Source organism: Shewanella sp. ENK2, assembly GCF_043568515.1.
Classification (GTDB): domain Bacteria; phylum Pseudomonadota; class Gammaproteobacteria; order Enterobacterales; family Shewanellaceae; genus Shewanella; species Shewanella japonica.
In genome coordinates this window covers 1836073-1860761 of record NZ_CP171406.1, presented here as the reverse complement: position 1 = coordinate 1860761, position 24689 = coordinate 1836073, and the positions used below count along the sequence as shown (strand labels likewise).

Sequence of the window (24689 nt, the reverse complement as noted above, 5' to 3'; positions counted from 1 at the left end):
GTAATCCATGCAATATAAAACAATTATTAGAATAACCGGCCTATTGATGGGATTATTTTCTATCACTATGTTGCCGCCAGCATTGGTTGCCATTCTTTATAAAGATGGTGGCGGTACTGCTTTTATTCAGGCATTTTGCGTGAGTTTATTTCTCGGGTTTTTATTGTGGTACCCCAACCGCAGACAAAAAGGGGATTTACGTACTCGTGAAGGCTTTTTGATTGTTGTGATGTTTTGGACGGTACTGGGGTCAATTGGGGCGCTGCCCTTTATATTTTCAACCGAACCTAATCTAAGTTGGACTGACAGCTTCTTTGAGTCTTTTTCTGCGCTAACAACAACAGGTGCCACCGTGATTGTGGGGCTTGATGACTTGCCTAAAGCCATTTTATTCTACCGGCACCTACTACAATGGATGGGCGGCATGGGTATCATTGTACTAGCTGTCGCAATTTTGCCTTTACTCGGAATTGGTGGGATGCAGCTGTATAAAGCTGAAATTCCAGGCCCTGTAAAAGACAGTAAAATGAAACCCAGAATTGCAGAAACAGCTAAAGCATTATGGTACATCTACCTGCTGCTTACTGTTGCTTGTGCAACAGCATTTTATTTTGCTGGTATGGGGGCGTTTGATGCCATTTGTCATTCATTTTCGACCATTGCGATTGGCGGATTCTCAACTCACGATGCCAGTATTGGCTACTTTGATAGCCCATTAATTAACGTAATTTGTGCTGTTTTCTTATTGATTGCTGCAGTGAACTTTAGTTTGCACTTTGCCGCTTTTAGCTGGCGAGGGATTAATTTTAAAGTCTATTTTCGAGATGCTGAGTTTAAAGCGTTAATTGGTATTCAGCTGACACTAACAGCAATTTGTTTTGCTACCTTATATAGCTCTGGCATTTATGACACGCCAGAACAAACCTTAGATTATGCCTTCTTCCAAGTGGTGTCTATCTCGACCACAGCAGGGTTTGGCACTGAGAGCTTTCATTCCTGGCCTTTATTTCTGCCTATCTTATTAATCTTCTCAAGCTTTATTGGCGGATGTGCCGGTTCTACTGGTGGTGGGATGAAAGTCATTCGTTTTGTTTTATTGTTGCTTCAGGGCTCTCGTGAAATGAAGCGTTTAATCCATCCAAAGGCAATGTATTCAATTCGAATAGGAAAGTCAGCATTACCTGATAGGGTTGTCGATGCGGTGTGGGGATTTTTCTCTGCTTATGCGTTGGTGTTTGTTATTTGTATGGTGTTGTTGATGGCAATGGATATGGACGCCATTACTGCATTTAGTGCAACGGCAGCGAGTATCAATAATTTGGGACCTGGTTTGGGGGATGTGGCGAGTAACTATGCGAGTGTTACCGATGGCGCTAAATGGGTATTGGTTTTAGCAATGCTATTTGGGCGGCTGGAAGTGTTTACTTTACTGGTCTTATTTACGCCTACATTCTGGAAGAACTAGGTTTACCACATCAATGACAGGGAAAAACATGTCGAACAATCTGATAATCTATTCCACTGTGGACGGTCAAACTCGTGCTATTTGTGAAGCGATCAAGGCTGTTGTCGTTAATGCTGGGGAACAGGTTGAACTTGTATCATTAGCTCAAGCCAATGCGCTTTCTCAGGCTGGCAGACTCGCTGATTTTGACAAGATATTAATTGGGGCTAGTATTCGTTATGGTAAGCATCGCCCGCAGTTATTTGAATTTATTACCCAGTATCAAACCGAACTTGAGCGAGCTAAAAGTGGCTTTTTCACGGTCAATGTTGTGGCGCGTAAACCTGAAAAAAATACCCCTGACACCAATCCTTATATGCAAAAATTCCTAACGCTTACCAAATGGCAGCCTAAGTTGTTAGGGGTATTTGCTGGGAAAATCGATTACCCTAAATACCGCACTATCGATAGAGTTATGATTCGGTTCATCATGTGGATGACCAAAGGCCCCACAGATACCTCTGGCACCTATGAGTTTACGGATTGGCATAAGGTCGATGAGTTCGCAAAAGGCTTTTTAGCACTCAAGTAAGCGTGCTGAAATAGCCTGCATTGTGAGTTGTGTTATTTGGCGCAATACAAGCGGTGTAAAATGGAAATCACCTCAGTAACTTCAGCGTTTTTTAGAGTGTAATAGACATTTTGAGAGCTTTTGCGTGTGTTGACTAGGTCTTGAGCCCGAATGACGGCTAAATGCTGTGATAAGGCTGATTGGCTTAGTGGCACGGTTTCATTAAGCTCTGTCACGCTTAGCTCTTTATCCAGCAACAAACACAAAATCATTAAACGATATGGATTGGCAATTGCTTTAAGCCATTTAGCTGCCATCTCGGCATTGCCTAGCATTGAATCTAAATCAATATTTTCAGACATTTATCTACCTGCTACTCACATATGTTTTTGTAAAATGGATACACCATTAGCATCATACTGCTGGCTAACCGAGATCTCAATTTTATCATTCAATTATATGAGACGTTTCTAATTTGTGATCAAAGAGCACGATTGAATCGCCTTTTTTGCCACAATAATATTCCAATAGAGCAACAATCGGTGTGCAAATGGCAAAAACATTAGTGATTTATTACTCAAGAGGCGGGCATACAGCCCAAATCAGTCGCGCGATAGCTGAGCAAATTGTTCTGAGTGGTCATCAGTGCGATGTCGTTAATATTCTTGATAATAATCATGCTGATATTGATTGGAATAGCTATGATGCAATCGCACTTGGTGCTTGTGTGCTTTATGGTTCATATCATAAGTCGGTATTTGAATTTGTTAGTCGTTATCAAACTGAGCTAAGTAGCAAGCCGAACAGTTTTTTCTGTGTAAACGTAGTGGCGCGCAAGCCTGAAAAACGCATTCCTGAAAACAACAAATACCTACAAAAGTTCATGGAACTTTCACCTTGGAAACCACAAGATGTGAAAATCATCCCTGGTAAAGTCAATTACCCTTCATGGACTTGGTACGACAGTTTGGCGATTCGTCTAATCATGAAGATGACCGATGGACCAACTGATCCGACAAGTGTGATTGATTATACAGATTGGGATGATGTCAAAGTCTATGGTGACCATATTGTCAGTTTGATTGCTAGCGAGACGGTCAGTTAACATTGAGTCATGCAACTCTAAAGCCTTAATGAAAATTAAGGCTTTTTTATTGGCTTTATACTAATCAGTCGCGCCAAACTCAGGAGCGAATAACACGGCAACCGTGACTTTAAAGCCTCAATAAAGATTAAGTTTTTTTATTGGCTTTATACTAATCAGTAGCGCCAAACTCAGGAGCGAATAACACGGCAACCGTGACTCAAAGCCTCAATAAAGATTAAGTTTTTTTATTGGCTTTATACTAATCAGTAGCGCCAAAAATCAGGAGCGAATAACACGGCAACCGTGACTCAAAGTCTTAATGAAGGCTAGGTTGTTTTATTGACTTTATACTAATCAGTAGCGCCAAAACTTAGGGGCGAATAACACTGCTACCGTGATAATTTCTAAACGGCCTAAAAGCATGCCAAATGCTAATGCCCACTTAGCGATATCTGGTAGGCTTGAAAAGTTACCCGCAGGCCCAATAACAGGGCCAAGGCCTGGGCCGACATTAGTGACTGCTGTGATTGCGCCTGTAATACTGGTTACGACATCTAACCCTGAAAGCACTAATGTAATCGCTAATAAGAGTATCACCAGAAAAAACAACATTATAAACGCCATAATTGAGCGAATAATATCGTTATCTATGGTGCGTTTGTTATAGCGTTTTTTAATGACTGCTTGAGGATGAAACTGCTGTGTAAGTTGTTGATACATTATTTTAAGAGAGATTTGAAAGCGAAATATTTTTATTCCGCCCGAGGTGGAGCCTGAGCAACTACCGACAAACATTAAAAACAAAAAAGTTAAACTGGCAACGGCGCCCCAAGCTTGGTAATCAGTTAAACCATAACCCGTTGTGGTGACCACTGAAACCACATTAAAGCTGGCTAATCTTAATGCATCTAAATAAGGCATATCGGCGCTAAACCAAAGCCAAGTACCTAAGCTAACAGAAACAAAGCTAATAAATTTAAGGAACCCTTTTACTTGTTCATCATCCCAAATTTTCATCGACCGTTGCTGTAGGGATTGAACAAACATTAGTAAAGGCAACCCCCAGCCGCCATAAAGACCACCGCAATCCAGTGCGCGGAAGCTGAAAATGAAGACATCGAACTATCTGATGTGGAATAGCCGCCAGTAGAAAGCGTTGTCATGGCATGGTTAATGGCTTCAAACCAGTGCATTCCTGATGTGTGATATGCCATTGCACATATAACGGTGAGCACAAGGTAAACCTTGAATAGGTGTTTTGCCATGTGTTGAGTACGGGGAGTCGCTTTATCGCCCCAGTCTGATGATTCAGTGCGAAATAATCGCATACCACCGACATTTAAAAACGGCAAAATGGCCACAGCCATAACAATAAAGCCTATCCCCCCAAGCCACTGCAAGAGCGAACGCCAAATTAAAATGCTGTGGTCCATGTCATCAAGACCGGATAATACGGTTGAGCCAGTAGTGGTGATGCCTGACATGGTTTCAAAAAAGGCATCGGTATAGTTTATGCCGTGATAAAGGGTAAAAGGTAAGGCGGCAAACAAACTGACAATTAACCATGTGACTGTGGTTAAAAAGAACATATCACGAATGTTGAGGTTGATTTTTCTACTGTGGCCACTTTGAATACATAAAATGGCAATTAGGCCAGTAAATAACCCGGACATCATAAAGTCGCCGATGGTTTCTTCATGATAAAACAATGCAAAAGCCATTGGCACCAGCATAAAGCCGGTGAGAATCGACAGGAATATGCCAACAACAAAGAGTAGCGGCTTAATATTCAGCATGGGCTGTTAAAAGAAAAACGCACTCGGTTGGAATAGCTTTTCTACATCGCCAATGAATTTTTTATTCACTAAGAATAAAATCACATGATCTCCTTCTTCAATGATGGTTTTATCGTGGCCCATGATCACTTCATCATTACGCACAATTGCGCCAATGGTCGTTCCGGGTGGCAGTTTGATGTCGCTGATTTGCTTGCCGACAACTTTAGAGGTTGATGAGTTACCATGAGCAATTGCTTCAATTGCTTCTGCAGCACCACGGCGTAATGAATACACATTACAAATGTCGCCTTGACGAATATGGGTTAGTAAGGCTGAAATGGTGGTTTGTTGTGGCGAGATGGCAATATCGATATTCGCTTCTTGAACGATATCAACATAGGCTTCACGCTGAATAAGCACCATGACTTTTTTGGCGCCCATTCGTTTTGCTAATAGTGCCGACATGATATTGGCTTCATCATCATTGGTGACGGCAATAAACACATCGGTTTGATCAATATGTTCTTCAAGGAGTAGCTCTTGATCAGAGGCATCACCATTGAATACTGTGCAGTTTTCAAGTTTCTCGGATAAGCTTTCTGCTCGCTCTAGACTGTGTTCAATCAGTTTTACTGAATGATTTTTTTGTAAACGTTTAGCTAGGCCTAAACCAATATTACCGCCACCAGCAATCATGATGTTGCGGTAAGAGTTATCCAGCTTTTGCATTTCGCTCATCACGGCACGGACATGTCGAGTGTCGGCGACAAAAAACACTTCGTCATCGGCTTCGATAATCGTGGTACCTCGTGGCATGATCGCATTGCCTTTGCGGAAAATAGCCGCAACTCGGGTATCAATATTCGGCATGTGTTCGCGTAAAGCTGCAAGGGCATTCCCCACTAACGGACCGCCGTAATAGGCTTTTACGGCAACTAAGCTAAGCTTACCTTTCGCAAACTCAAGGACTTGTAGCGCTCCAGGGTACTGAACCAAACGTTCAATATAAGCTGTGACGAGTTGCTCTGGTGCAATCAGTTCATCAATGACAAATCCACCACGTGTTTTGGTATCACTGCCTTTAACTTCGGTATTAATGAAGAGCTTTTCTTGAAGGTCTAAATAGGCTTCTGAGCGGATACGAGCGATTTTAGTAGGGGTACCAAATAAGCTGTAGGCAATATGACAAGCTGCCATATTGCATTCATCACTATTGGTCACAGCAATGAGCATATCAGCATCTTCTGCGCCGGCCTTTTTCAAGGTGCTCGGGTGAGCACCGTGGCCAATAACCGTTTGTAAGTCGAACTTATCTTGTAAATATTTAACTCGAGTACGGTCATTATCAACAAGGGTAATATCGTTATTCTCACCGACAAGGTTTTCGGCTAGGGTACCGCCGACTTGTCCTGCGCCTAAAATAATAATCTTCATTACTGTGCTGGTATCCCTGCTATAACACGCTTAAATCGCTTTAATCAAACGGGCGTAATAAAAACCGTCCATATTGTTTTGTCCTGGTAAAATCTGCCAGCCGATATCATCTGCAGATGGCTGTTGTGCAATCGGATCAAGCGTTGCATCTGGTGTACGTTGTAAAAACTGCTCTATTTGCTGACGATTTTCTTGAGGCAAGATAGAGCAAGTGGCATATAGCATGGTGCCGCCAGGTTTTAACCACTTCCAACAATGATCAATAATCTGTTGCTGTAATAGTGCTAATTCTTCAATATCTGCATTTTTACGTAGCCACTTAATATCAGGATGACGACGGATAACCCCTGTTGCTGAGCAAGGGGCATCTAATAAAATACGATCAAACTTCTCACCTGACCACCAACTGTCAATATTTGCAGCATCACCATGAATAACTTGCGCTTTTAATTGCAGTCTGTCTAGATTTTGTTGCACTCGCTCGAGACGTTTTGCGTCAAAGTCGACGGCAACCATAGAAATACTTGGTTCGCACTCTAGGGTATGACAGGTTTTACCGCCAGGGGCTGCACAAGCATCAAGAATGAGTTCATTGGCTTTTGGTGCGAGTAAGGTTGCTGCCCACTGTGCTGCTCCGTCTTGCACCGATGCAGCGCCATCAGCAAAGTTCGGTAGTTGCATGACATCTTTTGGACTTGCTAGCAAAATGGCGTCATCACTATCACCAGCTGTTGCTTCAATATCTTGCTCTGCTAATCGTGCTAAATATTCTTCACGAGCTTGAGATAATTGGTTATTACGAAGCCACATAGGTGGGCGCTGGTGGCTTTGCTCAATAATATCCGCCCAATTATCTGGGTAGGCACTTTTAAGGCGCTTAATAAACCACGCTGGCGTGTTGTATTTTAATGTGTCGTTATCTGTATTTAAGGGTGCCTCTTTACGCTGAATATTACGTAACACGCCATTAATGACTTTGACCAGACCATCAAACTTCATTTGACGACAGGCTTCAGCGGTTTCTGAAATGGCTGCATGAGCAGGAATACGAGTAAAGTAAAGCTGGTAACAACCAACCAATAACAGCTGGTGCAATACACGCTGTTTTCCCTTAAAGGGTTTACTTAAGCAGTCACTAACACATTTATCTAGCTGAGGAAGTTGACGCATTACGCCATAACAAAGTTCTGCCAATAAGGCTTTATCTTTGCCATTTTGTAAATGCTGCTGTTGCTCTGGTAGGGCAACCGATAATGAAATGCCTTTTTCTAGTACGTTAAAAATGGCTTTTGCCGCTAGCGCTCTCACATTCATTATTGTGCTGCCTCTGTTTTATCTTCAGGACAAATAAAGCAAGTGCCTTGGCTAAACCAATCAGCACGAGAATTTAAAATGTCCGCGACAGGCATTTGTTTTTTCCCAGGTAGTTGCATGACTTGTAGTTGCAGGCTTCCTTCACCTGTAGCAACGGTAATACCTTGTTTAGTGCTGTCGATAATGGTGCCAGGTTCTGCAGCAACGTTATCAAGTGTATATTGAGCCTGCCAAACTTTTATCGTATTGCCTTGATGAGTGAAGTGGCTTGCTGGCCAAGGGTTAAAAGCACGAATTTCTTGCCATAATTGTTTGGCGGGTTTACGCCAATCAATCTGCGCTTCTTCTTTTGATAGCTTTTCTGCGTAATTAGCTAATGCTTCATCTTGTTTCTCAGCGGTAATCGAACCATCACTGATACCGACTAAAGCTTGAACTAAGGCTTGAGGACCTTGCTCTGCAAGTTTGCTGTATAAAGTGGCTGAAGTATCAGTATCTTCGATTGGTAGCGAAGTTTTTAATAACATGTCACCCGTATCTAAGCCGATGTCCATCTGCATAATCGTGACACCTGTTTCAGTGTCACCTGCCCACAACGCTCGTTGAATAGGTGCTGCACCACGCCAACGAGGTAGGATGGAGCCATGAACGTTAATACAACCTAGTTTAGGCGTATCTAATACTATCTTGGGTAAGATCAAACCATAAGCAACCACGACCATGATATCGGCGTTAAGCGATGCTAATTCTGCTTGAGCGTCTTCTTTACGTAATGATGCTGGTTGAAAAACAGGAATGTTGTTAGCTACGGCAAGCTGTTTTACAGGACTTGCTTGTAACTTTTTCCCTCGCCCAGCAGGTCTGTCCGGCTGAGAATAGACTGCAATGACATTATGCTCAGAATTAATAAGTGCTTGCAGATGCAATGCGGCAAAGTCTGGCGTACCAGCAAAGATAATATTTAACGGTTTCAAATGGAGTCCTATGCTTCTTTAGCTGCTAAACGCGCTTCTTTTTCAAGCTTTTTCTTAATGCGATCACGTTTCATTTTAGACAAGTAATCTACAAATAGTTTGCCTTGTAAGTGATCCATTTCATGTTGCAGACAAATAGCGAACAGGTCATCAGCTTCAACAGTGAACTCTTCACCGTGACGATCTAATGCTTTTAATGTTACAAATTCAGCACGGTCAACTTTGGCGTAAACGCCAGGTACCGATAAACAGCCTTCTTCATTCGTAAAGTCGCCGCTTTTCGCTACGATTTCAGGATTAATGAAAATGGTTGGGCGTTCAACATCGTCTTGTAAATCCATCACAATTAATTGCTGGTGGAAATCAACTTGGGTTGCTGCTAAACCAATGCCTTTTTCTTCGTACATTGTTTCAAGCATGTTATCTATTTGAGTCTGTAGAGCGTCACCAAAATCGGTGACAGGCTTGGCTACAGTGCGTAATCTTTCATCTGGAAAACGTAAAACTTTTAATAATGGCATATATAAACTCTTAACAAGTCTGTCAAATTTCAGCCAGTTAGCTATACTGGCTAAGTTAATGGGTTAATTTTAATCCTTACTGACCATCAATAACAGCAAAAGCTCTAATAAAGAGCTAAACACATGGAATGAACCATGAAACGGATATTTTTACTCGCGTTTTTGTTACTTAGTACACTGTTTGTTAATGCAGATACATTAACATTAAAATCTGGGCACCCCGATTCTTACATCGTTAAGAAAGGTGACACTCTTTGGGATATCTCGGCATTTTTCCTAGAGGACCCTTGGCGCTGGCCTAAATTATGGGGCGCTAACCCGCAGATTGCTAACCCACATCTTATTTATCCAGGTGATCGACTGACTCTTGTCTTTATCGATGGTCAACCTCGCTTGGTACATAAACAGCATATCAAAAAAGGTCCAGAAGGGCGTATTAGTTCAAAAGGTGGCCCGATCCCTGCGATTGACCTTTCGCTCATTCAACCGTATTTGGTACAAAACCGCGTTGTCGATCCTGAGTGGTTTGAAGGCTTACCAATGATTTTAGATGGTGAGAGAAATTCTCGTCACCATGTGATGAATGATATTGTATATATCAATGCGAATTTACCCGTAGGGCAAAAGTTAGCTGTATATCAAGAGGGGCGTGAGTTTCTTGATAAGGAAACCAGCGATACTTTGGGCCAAGAAATCATTTTAACGGCAAGTGGTCGTGTGACTGAGTCTGGCAACATTTCTAAGGTTCAGCTGTTGAGTAATTTTCGTGAATCAAAAGCTGGCTTTAAAGTTGCGCCTGTAGAAGATGAAGCCTTGATGTCTGCTTATTTTATTCCTAAGGCTGCGCCAGAAGGTGTGCCAGCAAATGTCATTGCTATAGAAAAGGACATTCGTGAAGTCGGAAAGTTGGATATTGTTTACTTAGACAAAGGTGAGCAAGACAGCATTGAAACAGGCCATGTGTTTGCGATATATCGCAATGGCGAGCAAATCGTCATTAATGGTGATGGCTTACCTGTATCAACGCTGGAGCGTAGCGCATACGATAGTTTAAAAGCGAAAGTTTCAGATGAAGACGTTTACACCATGCCAGATGTTTACCACGGCAAATTAATGGTTTTCAAAGTGTTTGAAAAAACCAGTATGGCTATTATTGTTGCAAATGAACGTCCTATTCGCATTGACGACAAGTTAATTACACCAAAAACAACGGATTTACGAGGCGAATAAATCTCTGAAAAGCTGGTCGATTGGCTAGTTGTTTGTGCAGTATCCGGGCTAGGACCCGCCCGGATTCAACAATTATTAACTCAAATGGATGTTGAGGAATTAAGACAACGTTTAGAGTTCGAAAAGCAGTCTTTGCCGCTATCGGCAAAGCTGCTTTCACAATGTCAGATAGACTTTGATAAAGTTGATGCCGCGCTGGATTGGCAGCAACAATCCTCCAACCACCATATCCTGTGCCTTTCCGATCCGGAATATCCTGCATTACTGAAACAAATCTCAGATCCTCCCTCAGTGCTTTTTGTGAAAGGTCAGTTAGAAAGTTTGCTGTTGCCATCTATTGGCATGGTTGGCAGTCGAAATGCATCAGTAGGTGGATTAAACATTGCCAATTCACTTGCTGGTGAGCTTGTAAGTCTAGGCTTTTCTATTACAAGCGGTATGGCAACAGGGATTGATGGCGCTGCTCATAAAGCGGCGCTAGGGCATCAAGGCGTAACGGTGGCTGTATTGGGCACTGGGGTAGAATGCATTTACCCCAAAAGGCACAGTAATTTGTATCACCAAATACAAGACTCTGGTTGTGTAATAAGTGAGTATTGGCCAAATATAGGTCCGTTTGCAGGAAACTTTCCTAAACGTAATCGAATTATTAGTGGTTTATCATTAGGGTCAATTGTGGTTGAGGCAACGCGTAAAAGTGGCTCACTTATTACCGCTAGGCTGGCGATGGAGCAGAACCGAGAAGTGTTTGCAGTGCCAGGCTCAGTGGCTGGTGGATACAGTCAAGGTTGTCATGATTTGTTAAAGAATGGGGCTAAATTGGTTGAATGTGCGGCTGATGTTGTTGAAGAATTGTCCACAATGATCAGCTTTCACCTTGAAGATGTCGCTAATCGTCACCATATAGAAGATAATACAACAAATTTGCCATTTTCTACGCTGTTAGCTAGTGTAGGTTATGAGACTACCAGTTTAGATTCGGTAGTTGAGCATAGCGGGAAGTCGATAGATCTGGTGTTAGTTGAAATGCTTGAACTTGAATTGCAGGGCTGGGTTGCGCAAGTGCCTGGTGGTTACGTCAGACTAGAGAGGAGATAACCATGTTTGATATCCTCATGTATCTTTTTGAGAACTATGTTCACAGTGAAGTTGAGCTATTAGTTGACGAAGATGAACTTACCAAAGAGCTAACTCGAGCAGGGTTCCATCAGGCTGATATTTTAAAAGCCTTATCGTGGTTAGAACGTTTAGCTGATTTGCAAGAAAGCGATAAGCCTTACTTGTGTAATCATGCTCAACAGTCATTTCGTATATACACAAAAGATGAAATGGCAAAACTGGATGTTGAAAGCCGAGGCTTTTTATTGTTCTTAGAACAAATCCAAGTATTGAGTGTTGAGACTCGTGAGATGGTGATTGACCGAGTGATGGCGCTTGATGAAACGAGCTTGATTTTAGAAGATTTAAAATGGGTTGTTCTGATGGTGCTATTTAACGTGCCAGGGAATGAATCCGCTTATGAGCAAATGGAAGATCTTATTTTTGAGCAGCCAGATGGCCGATTACACTCTTAAATAGTCGATTGTTTTGACCAAGTGATGAAAAGGGAGGCATAGCCTCCTTTTTTGATCTTGATATTTGCTACACTAGTCTTGAGAGTTATTTATATCATAGCCTTATGACTGCAGTTTTCTATTGCAGTCATGGTTTGAGTTGAGAGCGACATGTCTAAAATTGATCAACAATTATTTACTGTGCATGAACATGCTTTAGAAAAAGAGTTTGAACTCTGCCCTAAGTGTGGCTGCGAATTATCAGTTAAAAACAGTAAACATGGTGGCTTTGTTGGTTGTAATAATTACCCGACATGTGATTTTACTCGACCATTAGTGCAACATGAATCTATTGAAACTCAGGTCATCGAAGGTTCAGAATGCCCAGAATGTGGCAGTGAACTTGCTGTCAAATCAGGTCGATTCGGGATTTTTATCGGTTGTACTAATTACCCTGAGTGTAAACATATCGAAAAACATGATCATGATGCAGAAGCGGAAGTGATTAGCTGTCCTCATTGTAAAAAAGGTCACTTAGAGTCTCGAACAAGTCGTTATGGTAAAACCTTCTTTGCTTGTAATATGTACCCTAAATGCAAATACCTAGTGAACTATCCGCCTCATAATGAAACCTGTCCAGAGTGTGACTTTGGAATACTTGTTGAGCGCAAAGGCGCCGCAGGTAGCCGATTAGAATGCCCACAAAAAAGTTGTAAATATAAACGGCCTATATAATGGCGGGATGTTTATTTTGGGTTTGCCAAAAGTAAACTCGTTGCTTCACCATAATCGTATATCAGCAATTGTTCATATCTACAGAGTCTGTATAATTTGTCTTTAATTTATATAGGTTAAAGGTTTTTTATGCAGCTGTTGAACGCATCTGAAGTCGCTGAAGTGTATGCCCAAGGTGGGGTTATTGCCTATCCAACAGAAGCTGTTTACGGCTTAGGTTGCGATCCTGATAATCTTAATGCCATTCAAAAGCTCCTCGATATTAAACAGCGTCCTTGGCAAAAAGGCTTGATTCTGGTTGCCAGTGACTTTCAACAGTTAGCACCTTATATCGATGAGTCACAGTTAACCACTGCCCAACTTGAGTTTGCTTTCAGCAAATGGCCTGGGCCATTTACCTTTGTGATGCCAATAAAGCCAGGCGTTAGTAAATTACTTTGCGGTCAATTTGATTCCATTGCTGTTCGTGTTTCTTCGCACCCAGTAGTCAGAGCTTTATGCGATACCGTTAACAAGCCTTTTGTATCAAGCAGTGCCAATATTGCGGGTCATGATCCCGCGATGTCAGCTGCTGAAATTGAGCATACTTTCTCTAACGATATTACAGCGCTGGTCGTGGGTGAATTAGGTTCACAACGCCAGCCTTCGACAATTATTGATGCCCGTAGTGGTAAAATATTACGTAACGGACAATAAGGACTTTGATATGGCACTACCTGATGCCTCAGTAGTAAAACAATATTTATTATCACTTCAAGCAAGCATTTGTGAAGGTCTTGAAGCCTTGGATGGTAAAGCAACTTTTCAAGCCGAGTCATGGGAGCGTGCTGAAGGCGGTGGCGGCACCAGTAGAGTATTAACTAAAGGTAAAGTGTTTGAGCAAGCTGGGGTAAACTTCTCACATGTTATGGGAGCGGCCATGCCTGCTTCAGCGACAGCACATCGCCCAGAGTTAGCTGGACGCAGTTTTGAGGCCATGGGGGTATCGTTAGTCATTCACCCTAATAATCCGTTTATTCCGACGACGCATGCAAATGTACGTTTCTTTATTGCCCATAAAGAAGGTGCCGATCCTGTTTGGTGGTTTGGTGGAGGATTTGATTTAACACCATATTACCCATTTGAAGAAGATGTGGTTTCTTGGCATCAAGCAGCGGCAGATATCTGCGCACCATTTGGTGAAGATGTCTATCCAAAATATAAGAAATGGTGTGACGAGTACTTTTTCTTACCACACCGAAATGAAACTCGCGGTGTTGGCGGATTATTTTTTGATGATCTAAACGAGCCTGGCTTTGAAAAGAGCTTTGACTTTATGCAAGCGGTAGGCAGTGGTTTCTTAACGGCTTATGCGCCTATTGTCGAGCGAAATAAAGAACTTGAATATAACGATGATGAACGCCAGTTTCAGCTATACCGCCGTGGGCGCTATGTTGAGTTCAATTTAGTATATGACCGAGGTACCTTGTTTGGTTTGCAAACTGGTGGTCGCACCGAATCGATATTGATGTCGATGCCACCACTGGTGCGTTGGGAGTATGGCTTTACGCCAGAAGAAGATTCGCAAGAGGCTGAATTGTACGAACGCTACCTTAAACCACAAGATTGGTTACAACTCGAAAGTTAGTCTTTATTACGCATGTTGTTAGCTAGAGTTGAAATAGCCTGAAATATCACTTGTTGATGTTCAGGCTTTTTTATTGCCTTGATAATGGCTTGTTCCATACAGATAAGCCATTGTTCAACCATCGCTTGATCAATGGCAAACGGCATGTGCCTAGCTCTTAACGCTGGGTGACCGTACTTTTGTTGATATAACTGAGGTCCGCCTAACCAGCCGCTGAGAAACTCAAATAGTTTTTGTTCTGAATCAGCAATAGGTGCGCGATGGATGCTCAGCAATGACTGAGTATCTGGTCGTTGCTGCATTTGTTGATAAAAATAATGGGCAATCAAGCGGATTGTTTTTTCGCCGCCAATAAGATCGTAGGCATTCGACTGCGATGGATCTCTATCATCAGCTTGTGGTTTGCTGGCAAAAAGTTTTTTAAACCAATTCATTATTAAGCTTTGCTAAGTAAAGTAGTTTTGGATTATAGCGGGATTTCTTACCTGACAGTATGTATGAATGATTCGAAAAGTAACACTTTGTTAATGTTTTGCTACAAATCTTATCAAGCATTGGCTGTATTTCCCTGCTTAACCTCGTTAAATTATACCGTGTCGGTTAATAACAATAATAACAGGGAGTAAAACATGTCCAAATTTGCGCCGTCCATGACGGTCATTGCAGTGTCAGTTGCTTTACTTGGGTGTAATCAAACCCAAAAGCAAGATCCTCAAGTCACGATTAACAAAAATCCATACCCAAGCACATATCAAGCCTTGCCCCGCAGTGCCACGTTACTCACTAATGCGACAGTATTAACAGGTAAAGGCGAAAAGCTTGAACAAGCAAATGTATTAATGGTGGATGGTAAGATTAAAGCTGTTGGTACTAACATTGCCGATGAGTTAGTTGCTGGCGCAACTGTTATTGATGCAACCGATATGTGGATTACCCCAGGTATTATTGATGTGCATTCACATTTAGGGGTATACCCAAGCCCAAGTGCCGACGCTCATAGTGATGGCAATGAGGTGACTAATCCTAATACTGCAGAAGTTTGGGCTGAGCACAGCGTTTGGCCGCAAGACCCTGCCTTTAACCGTGCCCGGGAAGGCGGTGTGACCACGCTTCAGATTTTGCCCGGCTCTGCGAACTTAATTGGTGGTCGTGGGGTGACACTTAAAAACACGCCATCTACCACGATGCAAGGAATGAAGTTTCCTGATGCTCCTTATGGTTTAAAAATGGCTTGTGGCGAAAACCCTAAAGGCGCGTACGGCAGAAAGCAAACTGTTGCACCAATGACGCGTATGGGCAATATGGCTGGTTACCGCCAAGCCTTTATTGAGGCGAATGAATATAAGCTAGCATGGGATAAATACGAAGCCGATTATGCTGCAGGTTTAAACCCTAAAGCCCCTGAACGTGATTTGACTTATGACACGTTAAAAGGCGTGTTAGAAGGAGAGATCCTAATCCATAACCATTGTTATAAAGCAGAAGAAATGGCAATGATGGTGGATTTAGGTAAAGAATTTAACTACCACTCAGGTACATTCCATCATGCAATTGAAGGTTACAAGATTGCCGATTTACTGGCAGAGAATGGTAACTGTGCTGCGATGTGGCCTGATTGGTGGGGCTTTAAAATGGAAGCTAACGACATGATCGTTGAAAACGTTGCCATGGTCGATGCTGTCAAAAATTCGTGTGCGGTAGTGCACTCTGACTCAAGCACCACTATTCAACGTCTTAATCAAGAGACAGCGAAAATCATGTATAGCGCCAATCAGCATGGTTTCAACTTAACAGAAGAGCATGTTATTAGCTGGATCACCTCAAATGCGGCTAAATCATTAGGAATTGCAGATAAAACCGGTTCACTGGAAGCGGGCAAAAATGCCGATGTTGTCATTTGGAATGGTAATCCATTCAGTGTTTACGCTCAAGCCGATAAAGTATTTATCGATGGCGCCAAGGTATTTGACCGTCAAGATGATGCGTACCGTGCAAAAAGTGACTTTATGCTAGGCCAACAATAAGGAGCAAGACATTGAAACATTTTAATTATTCACTCGTTGCTATCTCAATGCTTGCTGGATTACTGCCTGCGTTAGTACAAGCCGATACCCTTGCCGTGACCAACGCCAAGATTTATACCTCAACTGAGCAGGGTGTGCTTAGCAATGCCTCTGTCATTATAGAAGATGGTAAAATCATCCAGTTAAACCCAGATGTGGTAAATGCAGATATTATTATCGATGCCAAAGGCGGTATCTTAACCCCTGGCTTTATTGGAGCGATGAACCCGCTTGGTTTAGTCGAAGTGGGTCAGGAAAAAATGACCCGAGACACTAATGACAAAGCGGCTGACATGACGTTTGATCCAAGTTTAGCGTTTAACCCTAAAAGTGTTGCAATTCCATTCGCCCGAAAAGGTGGCATAACACGTAATATCGTCGCTCCTGGTGGCGGTGAAACCATATTTTCTGGGCAAACAATTGAAGTCACTCTCACCGGTGAGTGGGACAGTGTTGTCGCTACTGAACAAGCCTTGTTTGTGTCATTAGGCGCAAAACACGAAGGCTCTCGTATCATTGGTATGCAGAATCTGATTAATAAATTAGAAGAAGGTCAGAAAGCGCTCGCTAAATCTGATAAAGACGCCGATAAAACCCCAAGCAAAGAAGCGTTAATCATCAATGCAGTGTTAAGTGGTGACAAACCTGTTATTGCTTATGCCGATCGCGGTAGTGATATTTTGCAGCTGATTAAACTCAAGCAGCGTTTTAATATCGATTTAGTATTACTGCAAGCAGCTGACGCTGTGTTACTTGCAGATGAAATTGCTAAAGCCAAAATCCCTGTGGTTATGGATGCAATGCGAAACTTACCTGAAAGTTTTGATTCTTTGCATAATTCACTGGATAACGCTGGCAAATTGAGTAAAGCTGGCGTCAAAGTCGTGTTAGCCACTCCGGGTGATGCTCACAATAACTATGCATTACGTTACAGCGCAGGTAATGCGGTTGCTAATGGCATGAATTACGATGATGCTATGGCAGCGATAACCAGTAATGTTGCAGATACATTCCACTTAGAAGCGGGGCGTATTGCTGTCGGTATGCCTGCTGATATGGTGCTTTGGAGCGGCGATCCATTTGAATACAGTAGCCATATTGAAAAAATGTGGATTGGCGGTGAAGAGCAAAGTACTGAAAGCCGTCAAGATGTATTGCGTGATCGCTATATGACAAAATCCTCAATGCCACAAGCTTATACTAAGTAGTGGTACATGAGATAAACCAAACGAGTTAATGAAAGAGAGAATATTAATGATCGATAAGTATGCTGTATTTGGCAATCCAATCGCACAAAGTAAGTCGCCATTTATACATACTGAGTTTGCAAAACAAACTCAGCAAGCAATTAGCTATCAAGCCATTCTTGCACCTGTCGATCAATTCTCTCAATCATTAATGGCTTTTTTTGCTAATGGCGGTAAAGGTGCGAATGTTACCGCACCTTTTAAAGAGCAAGCTTATGCTGCTTGTGATGAATTAAGTGAGTTAGCCAAACTTGCAGGTGCAGTCAATACACTCATCTATTTACCCAGCGGAAAAATACGAGGCGATAATACAGATGGGGTTGGGTTAGTGACTGATGTTATTCAGCACTTTGGTGATATTGCCAATAAGCAGGTTTTGCTTGTCGGTGCAGGTGGCGCAGCGAGAGGTTGCATAAAGCCTCTATTACAAGCAGGTGTCAGTTTAACAATATGTAACCGTACATGTAGTAAAGCTCAAAAACTAGCAGACTTATTTAATCAATTTGGAGATGTTAAAGCTAAATCGATTGAAGAGTTAGCCACATCCTTTGATCTAATTATTAATTCAACTTCAGCGGGACTCGCCGGAGAGCTAATCAAGTTACCGTCATGCATTATAGACTCTAACACTCAATGCTATGACATGTCTTATGGTGCTGAGGTGACGCTCTTTAATCAATGGGCGCTATCTCAAGGTGCAAATAAAGTAGCAGATGGTCTCGGTATGTTAGTTGGACAAGCTGCACACAGTTTTAATATTTGGCGCGGCGTGATGCCATCGACTCAAGCTGTGCATCAAGTTTTGCGGACTCAATTATCATAAGGCTGATAACGATGAATCAAAGTATCCTCTTTACTGATATTGTTGACTGGCACGATGCACAACAGAAATTATCATTTGTGGCACAGGTACAAGGTATGAATGTTACTTGTATGATTAAGGCTGAAACCATTGAGAAACTGGCAGCAATAAAGATTGAAAATAGCCAGCAAGCGCTTGCTGCTTTCGAGCAAATCAGATTCGACATTGAAGATTTAGCAGAAGAGCTCATCGAATCTGAAGCATTCGATGAGCAAGGTATGATTCAACTATAATGAAATGAACATAGAATCTGTTTAACTCGATTGTTGTAAATCGACCAAGTATTCATTTTTCAATCTGACATAGTTATCTGCTGACTGTGGTAAGAATGCCAATTCTTTTTCAGTTAATGGGCGTACCTGCTTACAAGGACTGCCAACATATAAAAAGCCACTTTGTAATACTTTACCTGGTGGAACTAATGACCCAGCACCTAATATCACATCATCCTCAATGATGGCTCCATCAAGAATAATAGCTCCCATTCCTACCAGCACACGATTTCCAACGGTACAACCATGAAGCATTGCTTTATGACCAATAGTGACATCATCACCGATTAACAGTGGATTACCTTCCGGGTTTGTTGGTGATTTTCGCGTTACATGTAAAACACTGCCATCTTGAACATTACTGCGCTTACCTATTTTAATTATATTCACATCACCACGCGCGGCGACCATTGGCCAAATACTCGCATCATGATCGAGTGTAATATCACCAACGATAACTGCTGCACTATCTATATAGACATTATCTGCCAATTTAGGGTGGATTCCTTGGTAAGAACGAATTGAGCTAAACATATAAAAATCCCTAATAAATGTAATTAGCTTAAGTATAAGGGCTAAAAGGCCATGTTTGCTGCTAAAAAAGCATAAAAAATAGCTGATTAGTTTAAATTCTCAGCAAGCGAACAGTAAAAGTGAATAATCTTTAAAAAAGCCCTTGCGCTGATTCAGAATCTCCCTATAATGCGCATCCACTGACACGGCGACAGGCCAACAGGCTCAACGTATCAGGGTTAATTGGAACGGTTTTTAAACCTACTAATTAACGGGCAGAAAAGAGTTTTTAAATTAGTTTAAAAAACGCTTGACGCCAACAACGGGAAGTGTAGAATACGCCTCCTCAAGCCAACGACCTAGCGTCTTACGGCGATATCTGAAAAATTGATATCACGCTCTTTAACAATCAAACAAGTAAATCTGTGTGGACACTCACAGGTGTTGAGTTAATCGAAATTGCTCACTCTTTCTCGTAAAGAATGCAGCAATCAAAATTATTATCAATGTAACGATGAGTGTTCATAGCAATATGTAACAAACAGGATGTAGATTCTTCCGAGTCTGCATAATGTAATCAGAATTCATTGAGCCGAGACTTAGTCTCAAAAAACTTTAATTGAAGAGTTTGATCATGGCTCAGATTGAACGCTGGCGGCAGGCCTAACACATGCAAGTCGAGCGGTAACAGAAAGTAGCTTGCTACTTTGCTGACGAGCGGCGGACGGGTGAGTAATGCCTAGGGATCTGCCCAGTCGAGGGGGATAACAGTTGGAAACGACTGCTAATACCGCATACGCCCTACGGGGGAAAGGAGGGGACCTTCGGGCCTTTCGCGATTGGATGAACCTAGGTGGGATTAGCTAGTTGGTAAGGTAATGGCTTACCAAGGCGACGATCCCTAGCTGTTCTGAGAGGATGATCAGCCACACTGGGACTGAGACACGGCCCAGACTCCTACGGGAGGCAGCAGTGGGGAATATTGCACAATGGGGGAAACCCTGATGCAGCCATGCCGCGTGTGTGAAGAAGGCCTTCGGGTTGTAAAGCACTTTCAGTAGGGAGGAAAGGTAGCAGCTTAATACGTTGTTACTGTGACGTTACCTACAGAAGAAGGACCGGCTAACTTCGTGCCAGCAGCCGCGGTAATACGAGGGGTCCAAGCGTTAATCGGAATTACTGGGCGTAAAGCGTACGCAGGCGGTTCATTAAGCCAGATGTGAAATCCCCGGGCTCAACCTGGGAATTGCATTTGGAACTGGTGAACTAGAGTCTTGTAGAGGGGGTAGAATTTCAGGTGTAGCGGTGAAATGCGTAGAGATCTGAAGGAATACCGGTGGCGAAGGCGGCCCCCTGGACAAAGACTGACGCTCATGTACGAAAGCGTGGGGAGCAAACAGGATTAGATACCCTGGTAGTCCACGCCGTAAACGATGTCTACTCGGAGTTTGGTGCCTTGAGCACTGGGCTCCCAAGCTAACGCATTAAGTAGACCGCCTGGGGAGTACGGCCGCAAGGTTAAAACTCAAATGAATTGACGGGGGCCCGCACAAGCGGTGGAGCATGTGGTTTAATTCGATGCAACGCGAAGAACCTTACCTACTCTTGACATCCAGAGAACTTTCCAGAGATGGATTGGTGCCTTCGGGAACTCTGAGACAGGTGCTGCATGGCTGTCGTCAGCTCGTGTTGTGAAATGTTGGGTTAAGTCCCGCAACGAGCGCAACCCCTATCCTTATTTGCCAGCGCGTAATGGCGGGAACTCTAGGGAGACTGCCGGTGATAAACCGGAGGAAGGTGGGGACGACGTCAAGTCATCATGGCCCTTACGAGTAGGGCTACACACGTGCTACAATGGCGAGTACAGAGGGTTGCAAAGCCGCAAGGTCTAGCTAATCTCATAAAGCTCGTCGTAGTCCGGATTGGAGTCTGCAACTCGACTCCATGAAGTCGGAATCGCTAGTAATCGTAGATCAGAATGCTACGGTGAATACGTTCCCGGGCCTTGTACACACCGCCCGTCACACCATGGGAGTGGGCTGCACCAGAAGTAGATAGTCTAACCTTCGGGAGGACGTTTACCACGGTGTGGTTCATGACTGGGGTGAAGTCGTAACAAGGTAGCCCTAGGGGAACCTGGGGCTGGATCACCTCCTTACCTATACGACTAACTTGATGTTTGTTGAGTGTTCACACAGATTGCTTGTTACTCCTTTATGGAGTTGAGCGAAATGCGCCGCCAGCCGGTTAGCATTGTTCTTTAACAATTTGGAAAGCTGATAGTATTTAATACGATGATGTCTGTCGTTGTATTAATTACAAATCGTATTACTGGGAAGTTAATCCCTTTTTAGTAATACATTGAGTTCTCAAAACACTTTATTAAGTGTCTTGAATATTCTAAAACTAAGGCGAATTTGTGTAGTGTTAATTCACATGCAAATTATGTAATAAACCAGCTAGTTACGGTACAACTTGAGTTTCTTTGAAACTTATTTGGGTTGTATGGTTAAGTGACTAAGCGTATACGGTGGATGCCTTGGCAGTCAGAGGCGATGAAGGACGTAGTAACTTGCGAAAAGCGTTGGCGAGCTAGTAACAAGCATTTGAGCTAACGATGTCCGAATGGGGAAACCCGGCCACATAAGTGGTCATCATACAGTGAATACATAGCTGTATGAGGCGAACTCGGGGAACTGAAACATCTAAGTACCCGAAGGAAAAGAAATCAACCGAGATTCCCCTAGTAGCGGCGAGCGAACGGGGATTAGCCCTTAAGTCTATGGGGTGTTAGTGGAATGTGTTGGAAAGCACAGCGGCACAGGGTGATAGCCCCGTACACGAAAACTAACCATAGATGAAATCGAGTAAGGCGGGACACGTGACATCCTGTTTGAATATGGGGGGACCATCCTCCAAGGCTAAATACTCCTGACTGACCGATAGTGAACCAGTACCGTGAGGGAAAGGCGAAAAGAACCCCTGTGAGGGGAGTGAAATAGAACCTGAAACCGTATACGTACAAGCAGTGGGAGCGGTTCTTGAGACCGTGACTGCGTACCTTTTGTATAATGGGTCAGCGACTTACGTTTTGTAGCGAGGTTAAGCGAATAGCGGAGCCGTAGGGAAACCGAGTGTTAACTGCGCGTTTAGTTGCAAGGCGTAGACCCGAAACCGAGTGATCTAGCCATGGGCAGGTTGAAGGTTGAGTAACATCAACTGGAGGACCGAACCGACTAATGTTGAAAAATTAGCGGATGACTTGTGGCTGGGGGTGAAAGGCCAATCAAACTCGGAGATATCTGGTTCTCCTCGAAAGCTATTTAGGTAGCGCCTCGAGCGAATACCACTGGGGGTAGAGCACTGTTAAGGCTAGGGGGTCATCCCGACTTACCAACCCTTTGCAAACTCCGAATACCAGTGAGTACTACTCGGGAGACAGACGGCGGGTGCTAACGTCCGTCGTCAAAAGGGAAACAACCCAGACCATCAGCTAAGGTCCCAAAGTTATTGCTAAGTGGGAAACGATGTGGGAAGGCTTAGACAGCTAGGATGTTGGCTTAGAAGCAGCCATCATTTAAAGAAAGCGTAATAGCTCACTAGTCGAGTCGGCCTGCGCGGAAGATTTAACGGGGCTAAGCAATACACCGAAGCTATGGGTTTGCTCTTAGGAGCAAGCGGTAGAGGAGCGTTCTGTAAGCGGTTGAAGGTGAAGGGGTAACCCACACTGGACGTATCAGAAGTGCGAATGCTGACATGAGTAACGATAATGGGGGTGAAAAACCCCACGCCGAAAGACCAAGGGTTCCTGTCCAACGTTAATCGGGGCAGGGTGAGTCGACCCCTAAGGCGAGGCTGAAAGGCGTAGTCGATGGGAAACAGGTCAATATTCCTGTACTTTTGCTAACTGCGATGGAGAGACGGAGAAGGCTAGGCTAGCGCGGCGTTGGTTGTCCGCGTTTAAGGTTGTAGGCTGTTCACTTAGGCAAATCCGGGTGAACATTAGGCTGAGAGCTGATGACGAGCCGCTAAGGCGGTGAAGTAGTTGATGCCATGCTTCCAGGAAAATCTTCTAAGCTTCAGGTTAGTAGGAATCGTACCCCAAACCGACACAGGTGGTCGGGTAGAGAATACCAAGGCGCTTGAGAGAACTCGGCTGAAGGAACTAGGCAAAATGGTACCGTAACTTCGGGAGAAGGTACGCTCCTGACGGTGATGAGACTTGCTCTCTAAGCTGTTGGGAGTCGCAGATACCAGGTGGCTGCAACTGTTTATCAAAAACACAGTACTGTGCAAAATCGCAAGATGACGTATACGGTATGACGCCTGCCCGGTGCTTGAAGGTTAATTGATTGGGTTATCTTCGGAGAAGCTCATGATCGAAGCCCAAGTAAACGGCGGCCGTAACTATAACGGTCCTAAGGTAGCGAAATTCCTTGTCGGGTAAGTTCCGACCTGCACGAATGGCGTAATGATGGCCACGCTGTCTCCAGCCGAGACTCAGTGAAGTTGAAATTGCGGTGAAGATGCCGTATACCCGCGGCTAGACGGAAAGACCCCGTGAACCTTTACTATAGCTTGGCACTGAACATTGAACCTACATGTGTAGGATAGGTGGGAGACTTTGAAGCTCAATCGCTAGATGGAGTGGAGTCAATCTTGAAATACCACCCTTGTAGTTTTGATGTTCTAACCGCGGCCCCTAATCGGGGTTCGGGACAGTGCCTGGTGGGTAGTTTGACTGGGGCGGTCTCCTCCCAAAGAGTAACGGAGGAGCACGAAGGTTGGCTAAGTACGGTCGGACATCGTACGGTTAGTGCAATGGCATAAGCCAGCTTAACTGCGAGACATACACGTCGAGCAGGTACGAAAGTAGGTCATAGTGATCCGGTGGTTCTGTATGGAAGGGCCATCGCTCAACGGATAAAAGGTACTCCGGGGATAACAGGCTGATACCGCCCAAGAGTTCATATCGACGGCGGTGTTTGGCACCTCGATGTCGGCTCATCACATCCTGGGGCTGAAGTCGGTCCCAAGGGTATGGCTGTTCGCCATTTAAAGTGGTACGCGAGCTGGGTTCAGAACGTCGTGAGACAGTTCGGTCCCTATCTCGCCGTGGGCGTTGGATGATTGAAGGAAGCTGCTCCTAGTACGAGAGGACCGGAGTGGACGAACCGCTGGTGTTCGGGTTGTTATGCCAATAGCATTGCCCGGTAGCTACGTTCGGAATCGATAACCGCTGAAAGCATCTAAGCGGGAAGCGAGTCCTAAGATGAGTCATCCCTAGGAATTTAATTCCTCTAAAGAGCCGTTCGAGACTAGGACGTTGATAGGCAGGGTGTGTAAGCGTTGTGAGGCGTTGAGCTAACCTGTACTAATGACTCGTGAGGCTTAACCATACAACCCAGATGAGTTTTTATCTGAGTTGATGGTAACTAGATTTATTACTTACTGTGAAGGTAAG

The 24689-nt window shown here is 43.6% G+C and carries 20 protein-coding genes, 2 rRNA genes and 1 pseudogene; 15 read left to right on the top strand and 8 right to left on the bottom strand.

Annotated features, from left to right (window positions below; all coding sequences use genetic code 11):
* Positions 1–7 precede the first annotated feature (7 nt).
* Together ACGEDC_RS08290 and hemG (ACGEDC_RS08285) are read left to right on the top strand one after the other, a co-directional pair.
* A complete protein-coding gene (locus tag ACGEDC_RS08290) occupies positions 8–1465 on the top strand; it encodes a TrkH family potassium uptake protein (RefSeq protein ID WP_055025491.1) in 1458 nt (485 codons plus the stop codon).
* A gap of 28 nt (positions 1466–1493) precedes the next feature.
* Positions 1494–2036, top strand: coding sequence for a menaquinone-dependent protoporphyrinogen IX dehydrogenase (hemG, locus tag ACGEDC_RS08285; protein ID WP_394497596.1), 543 nt, complete (start codon positions 1494–1496; stop codon positions 2034–2036).
* A 32-nt stretch (positions 2037–2068) separates the two neighbouring features.
* Here hemG (ACGEDC_RS08285) and ACGEDC_RS08280 read toward each other — a convergent pair whose 3' ends face one another.
* Positions 2069–2377: an ArsR/SmtB family transcription factor gene (locus tag ACGEDC_RS08280; RefSeq protein WP_394497594.1), complete on the bottom strand. Its 309-nt coding sequence runs from the start codon at positions 2375–2377 to the stop codon at positions 2069–2071.
* A 188-nt stretch (positions 2378–2565) separates the two neighbouring features.
* On the opposite strand from ACGEDC_RS08280, the gene hemG (ACGEDC_RS08275) reads away from it, so the two are divergent.
* On the top strand, positions 2566–3120 hold the full coding sequence (gene hemG, locus ACGEDC_RS08275; protein WP_119969598.1) for a menaquinone-dependent protoporphyrinogen IX dehydrogenase: 555 nt from the start codon (positions 2566–2568) through the stop codon (positions 3118–3120).
* A 336-nt stretch (positions 3121–3456) separates the two neighbouring features.
* Here the strand turns inward: hemG (ACGEDC_RS08275) and ACGEDC_RS08270 are convergent.
* The 5 genes and pseudogenes from ACGEDC_RS08270 to def all read right to left on the bottom strand — a co-directional run bounded on the left by ACGEDC_RS08270 (position 3457) and on the right by def (position 9123).
* Positions 3457–4898, bottom strand: a pseudogene (locus ACGEDC_RS08270) (TrkH family potassium uptake protein).
* A 6-nt stretch (positions 4899–4904) separates the two neighbouring features.
* Positions 4905–6314 carry a Trk system potassium transporter TrkA gene (trkA, locus tag ACGEDC_RS08265; RefSeq protein ID WP_394497591.1) on the bottom strand — a complete coding sequence of 470 codons (1410 nt, stop codon included), beginning with the start codon at positions 6312–6314 and terminating at the stop codon, positions 4905–4907.
* A gap of 30 nt (positions 6315–6344) precedes the next feature.
* The gene (rsmB, locus tag ACGEDC_RS08260; RefSeq protein ID WP_211031309.1) at positions 6345–7628 is read right to left on the bottom strand and encodes a 16S rRNA (cytosine(967)-C(5))-methyltransferase RsmB; all 1284 of its coding nucleotides are present in this window, start codon (positions 7626–7628) and stop codon (positions 6345–6347) included.
* Complete coding sequence (gene fmt, locus ACGEDC_RS08255; protein ID WP_055025498.1) at positions 7628–8602, bottom strand: methionyl-tRNA formyltransferase; 975 nt, start codon at positions 8600–8602, stop codon at positions 7628–7630. The genes rsmB and fmt overlap by 1 nt, the downstream gene beginning before the upstream one ends.
* Positions 8603–8610: 8 nt before the next feature.
* Entirely contained in the window at positions 8611–9123 is a 513-nt protein-coding gene (gene def, locus ACGEDC_RS08250) for a peptide deformylase (protein ID WP_055025499.1), read from the bottom strand.
* A 135-nt stretch (positions 9124–9258) separates the two neighbouring features.
* Between def and ACGEDC_RS08245 the strand changes: the two genes are divergently transcribed.
* The 6 genes from ACGEDC_RS08245 (at position 9259) to hemF (ending at position 14268) form a co-directional block, all read left to right on the top strand.
* On the top strand, positions 9259–10353 hold the full coding sequence (locus ACGEDC_RS08245; RefSeq protein ID WP_162928513.1) for a LysM peptidoglycan-binding domain-containing protein: 1095 nt from the start codon (positions 9259–9261) through the stop codon (positions 10351–10353).
* Positions 10354–10437: 84 nt separating this feature from the next.
* The gene (gene dprA, locus ACGEDC_RS08240; protein ID WP_372037788.1) at positions 10438–11451 is read left to right on the top strand and encodes a DNA-processing protein DprA; all 1014 of its coding nucleotides are present in this window, start codon (positions 10438–10440) and stop codon (positions 11449–11451) included.
* Between the two features lie 2 nt (positions 11452–11453).
* On the top strand, positions 11454–11927 hold the full coding sequence (locus ACGEDC_RS08235) for a DUF494 family protein (protein WP_055025502.1): 474 nt from the start codon (positions 11454–11456) through the stop codon (positions 11925–11927).
* Between the two features lie 150 nt (positions 11928–12077).
* Positions 12078–12641: a DNA topoisomerase family protein gene (locus ACGEDC_RS08230; protein ID WP_394497587.1), complete on the top strand. Its 564-nt coding sequence runs from the start codon at positions 12078–12080 to the stop codon at positions 12639–12641.
* Positions 12642–12770: 129 nt separating this feature from the next.
* A complete protein-coding gene (locus ACGEDC_RS08225) occupies positions 12771–13337 on the top strand; it encodes an L-threonylcarbamoyladenylate synthase (protein WP_065108789.1) in 567 nt (188 codons plus the stop codon).
* Between the two features lie 10 nt (positions 13338–13347).
* Entirely contained in the window at positions 13348–14268 is a 921-nt protein-coding gene (gene hemF / locus ACGEDC_RS08220; protein ID WP_119969605.1) for an oxygen-dependent coproporphyrinogen oxidase, read from the top strand.
* Here hemF and ACGEDC_RS08215 read toward each other — a convergent pair.
* Positions 14265–14702, bottom strand: a complete 438-nt coding sequence (locus ACGEDC_RS08215) for a group II truncated hemoglobin (RefSeq protein WP_394497584.1) — start codon at positions 14700–14702, stop codon at positions 14265–14267. The genes hemF and ACGEDC_RS08215 overlap by 4 nt on opposite strands.
* Before the next feature lie 195 nt (positions 14703–14897).
* On the opposite strand from ACGEDC_RS08215, the gene ACGEDC_RS08210 reads away from it, so the two are divergent.
* Genes ACGEDC_RS08210 through ACGEDC_RS08195 form a run of 4 tightly spaced genes read left to right on the top strand, consistent with a single transcriptional unit; the run spans position 14898 to position 18673 of the window.
* Positions 14898–16292, top strand: a complete 1395-nt coding sequence (locus tag ACGEDC_RS08210; protein WP_394497582.1) for an amidohydrolase — start codon at positions 14898–14900, stop codon at positions 16290–16292.
* Positions 16293–16303: 11 nt separating this feature from the next.
* Complete coding sequence (locus ACGEDC_RS08205; RefSeq protein ID WP_372037780.1) at positions 16304–17539, top strand: amidohydrolase family protein; 1236 nt, start codon at positions 16304–16306, stop codon at positions 17537–17539.
* Between the two features lie 46 nt (positions 17540–17585).
* Positions 17586–18401, top strand: coding sequence for a shikimate dehydrogenase (gene aroE / locus ACGEDC_RS08200; RefSeq protein ID WP_055025508.1), 816 nt, complete (start codon positions 17586–17588; stop codon positions 18399–18401).
* A gap of 11 nt (positions 18402–18412) precedes the next feature.
* Entirely contained in the window at positions 18413–18673 is a 261-nt protein-coding gene (locus ACGEDC_RS08195) for a DUF1488 domain-containing protein (RefSeq protein ID WP_394497579.1), read from the top strand.
* 21 nt (positions 18674–18694) lie between these two features.
* Here the strand turns inward: ACGEDC_RS08195 and ACGEDC_RS08190 are convergent, their stop codons facing one another.
* Entirely contained in the window at positions 18695–19246 is a 552-nt protein-coding gene (locus ACGEDC_RS08190; protein ID WP_055025510.1) for a gamma carbonic anhydrase family protein, read from the bottom strand.
* Between the two features lie 595 nt (positions 19247–19841).
* Here ACGEDC_RS08190 and ACGEDC_RS08185 point away from each other — a divergent pair.
* Both ACGEDC_RS08185 and ACGEDC_RS08180 read left to right on the top strand, forming a co-directional pair.
* Positions 19842–21383, top strand: a 16S ribosomal RNA gene (locus ACGEDC_RS08185).
* A 349-nt stretch (positions 21384–21732) separates the two neighbouring features.
* Positions 21733–24624 (top strand): 23S ribosomal RNA (locus ACGEDC_RS08180).
* The 16S and 23S rRNA genes sit together here, the layout of an rRNA operon.
* Positions 24625–24689 lie beyond the last annotated feature (65 nt).

Excerpts from the sequence above, each read along its gene's own strand:
- ACGEDC_RS08230 (WP_394497587.1), top strand. The coding sequence starts at position 12,078 with ATGTCTAAAATTGATCAACAATTATTTACTGTGCATGAACATGCTTTA.
- ACGEDC_RS08190 (WP_055025510.1), bottom strand. The coding sequence starts at position 19,246 with ATGTTTAGCTCAATTCGTTCTTACCAAGGAATCCACCCTAAATTGGCA.
- hemF (WP_119969605.1), top strand. The coding sequence starts at position 13,348 with ATGGCACTACCTGATGCCTCAGTAGTAAAACAATATTTATTATCACTT.
- ACGEDC_RS08215 (WP_394497584.1), bottom strand. The coding sequence starts at position 14,702 with ATGAATTGGTTTAAAAAACTTTTTGCCAGCAAACCACAAGCTGATGAT.
- ACGEDC_RS08225 (WP_065108789.1), top strand. The coding sequence starts at position 12,771 with ATGCAGCTGTTGAACGCATCTGAAGTCGCTGAAGTGTATGCCCAAGGT.
- ACGEDC_RS08290 (WP_055025491.1), top strand. The coding sequence starts at position 8 with ATGCAATATAAAACAATTATTAGAATAACCGGCCTATTGATGGGATTA.
- ACGEDC_RS08210 (WP_394497582.1), top strand. The coding sequence starts at position 14,898 with ATGTCCAAATTTGCGCCGTCCATGACGGTCATTGCAGTGTCAGTTGCT.
- ACGEDC_RS08280 (WP_394497594.1), bottom strand. The coding sequence starts at position 2,377 with ATGTCTGAAAATATTGATTTAGATTCAATGCTAGGCAATGCCGAGATG.
- ACGEDC_RS08235 (WP_055025502.1), top strand. The coding sequence starts at position 11,454 with ATGTTTGATATCCTCATGTATCTTTTTGAGAACTATGTTCACAGTGAA.
- ACGEDC_RS08245 (WP_162928513.1), top strand. The coding sequence starts at position 9,259 with ATGAAACGGATATTTTTACTCGCGTTTTTGTTACTTAGTACACTGTTT.
- def (WP_055025499.1), bottom strand. The coding sequence starts at position 9,123 with ATGCCATTATTAAAAGTTTTACGTTTTCCAGATGAAAGATTACGCACT.
- rsmB (WP_211031309.1), bottom strand. The coding sequence starts at position 7,628 with ATGAATGTGAGAGCGCTAGCGGCAAAAGCCATTTTTAACGTACTAGAA.
- dprA (WP_372037788.1), top strand. The coding sequence starts at position 10,438 with ATGGATGTTGAGGAATTAAGACAACGTTTAGAGTTCGAAAAGCAGTCT.
- ACGEDC_RS08195 (WP_394497579.1), top strand. The coding sequence starts at position 18,413 with ATGAATCAAAGTATCCTCTTTACTGATATTGTTGACTGGCACGATGCA.
- hemG (WP_119969598.1), top strand. The coding sequence starts at position 2,566 with ATGGCAAAAACATTAGTGATTTATTACTCAAGAGGCGGGCATACAGCC.
- hemG (WP_394497596.1), top strand. The coding sequence starts at position 1,494 with ATGTCGAACAATCTGATAATCTATTCCACTGTGGACGGTCAAACTCGT.
- aroE (WP_055025508.1), top strand. The coding sequence starts at position 17,586 with ATGATCGATAAGTATGCTGTATTTGGCAATCCAATCGCACAAAGTAAG.
- trkA (WP_394497591.1), bottom strand. The coding sequence starts at position 6,314 with ATGAAGATTATTATTTTAGGCGCAGGACAAGTCGGCGGTACCCTAGCC.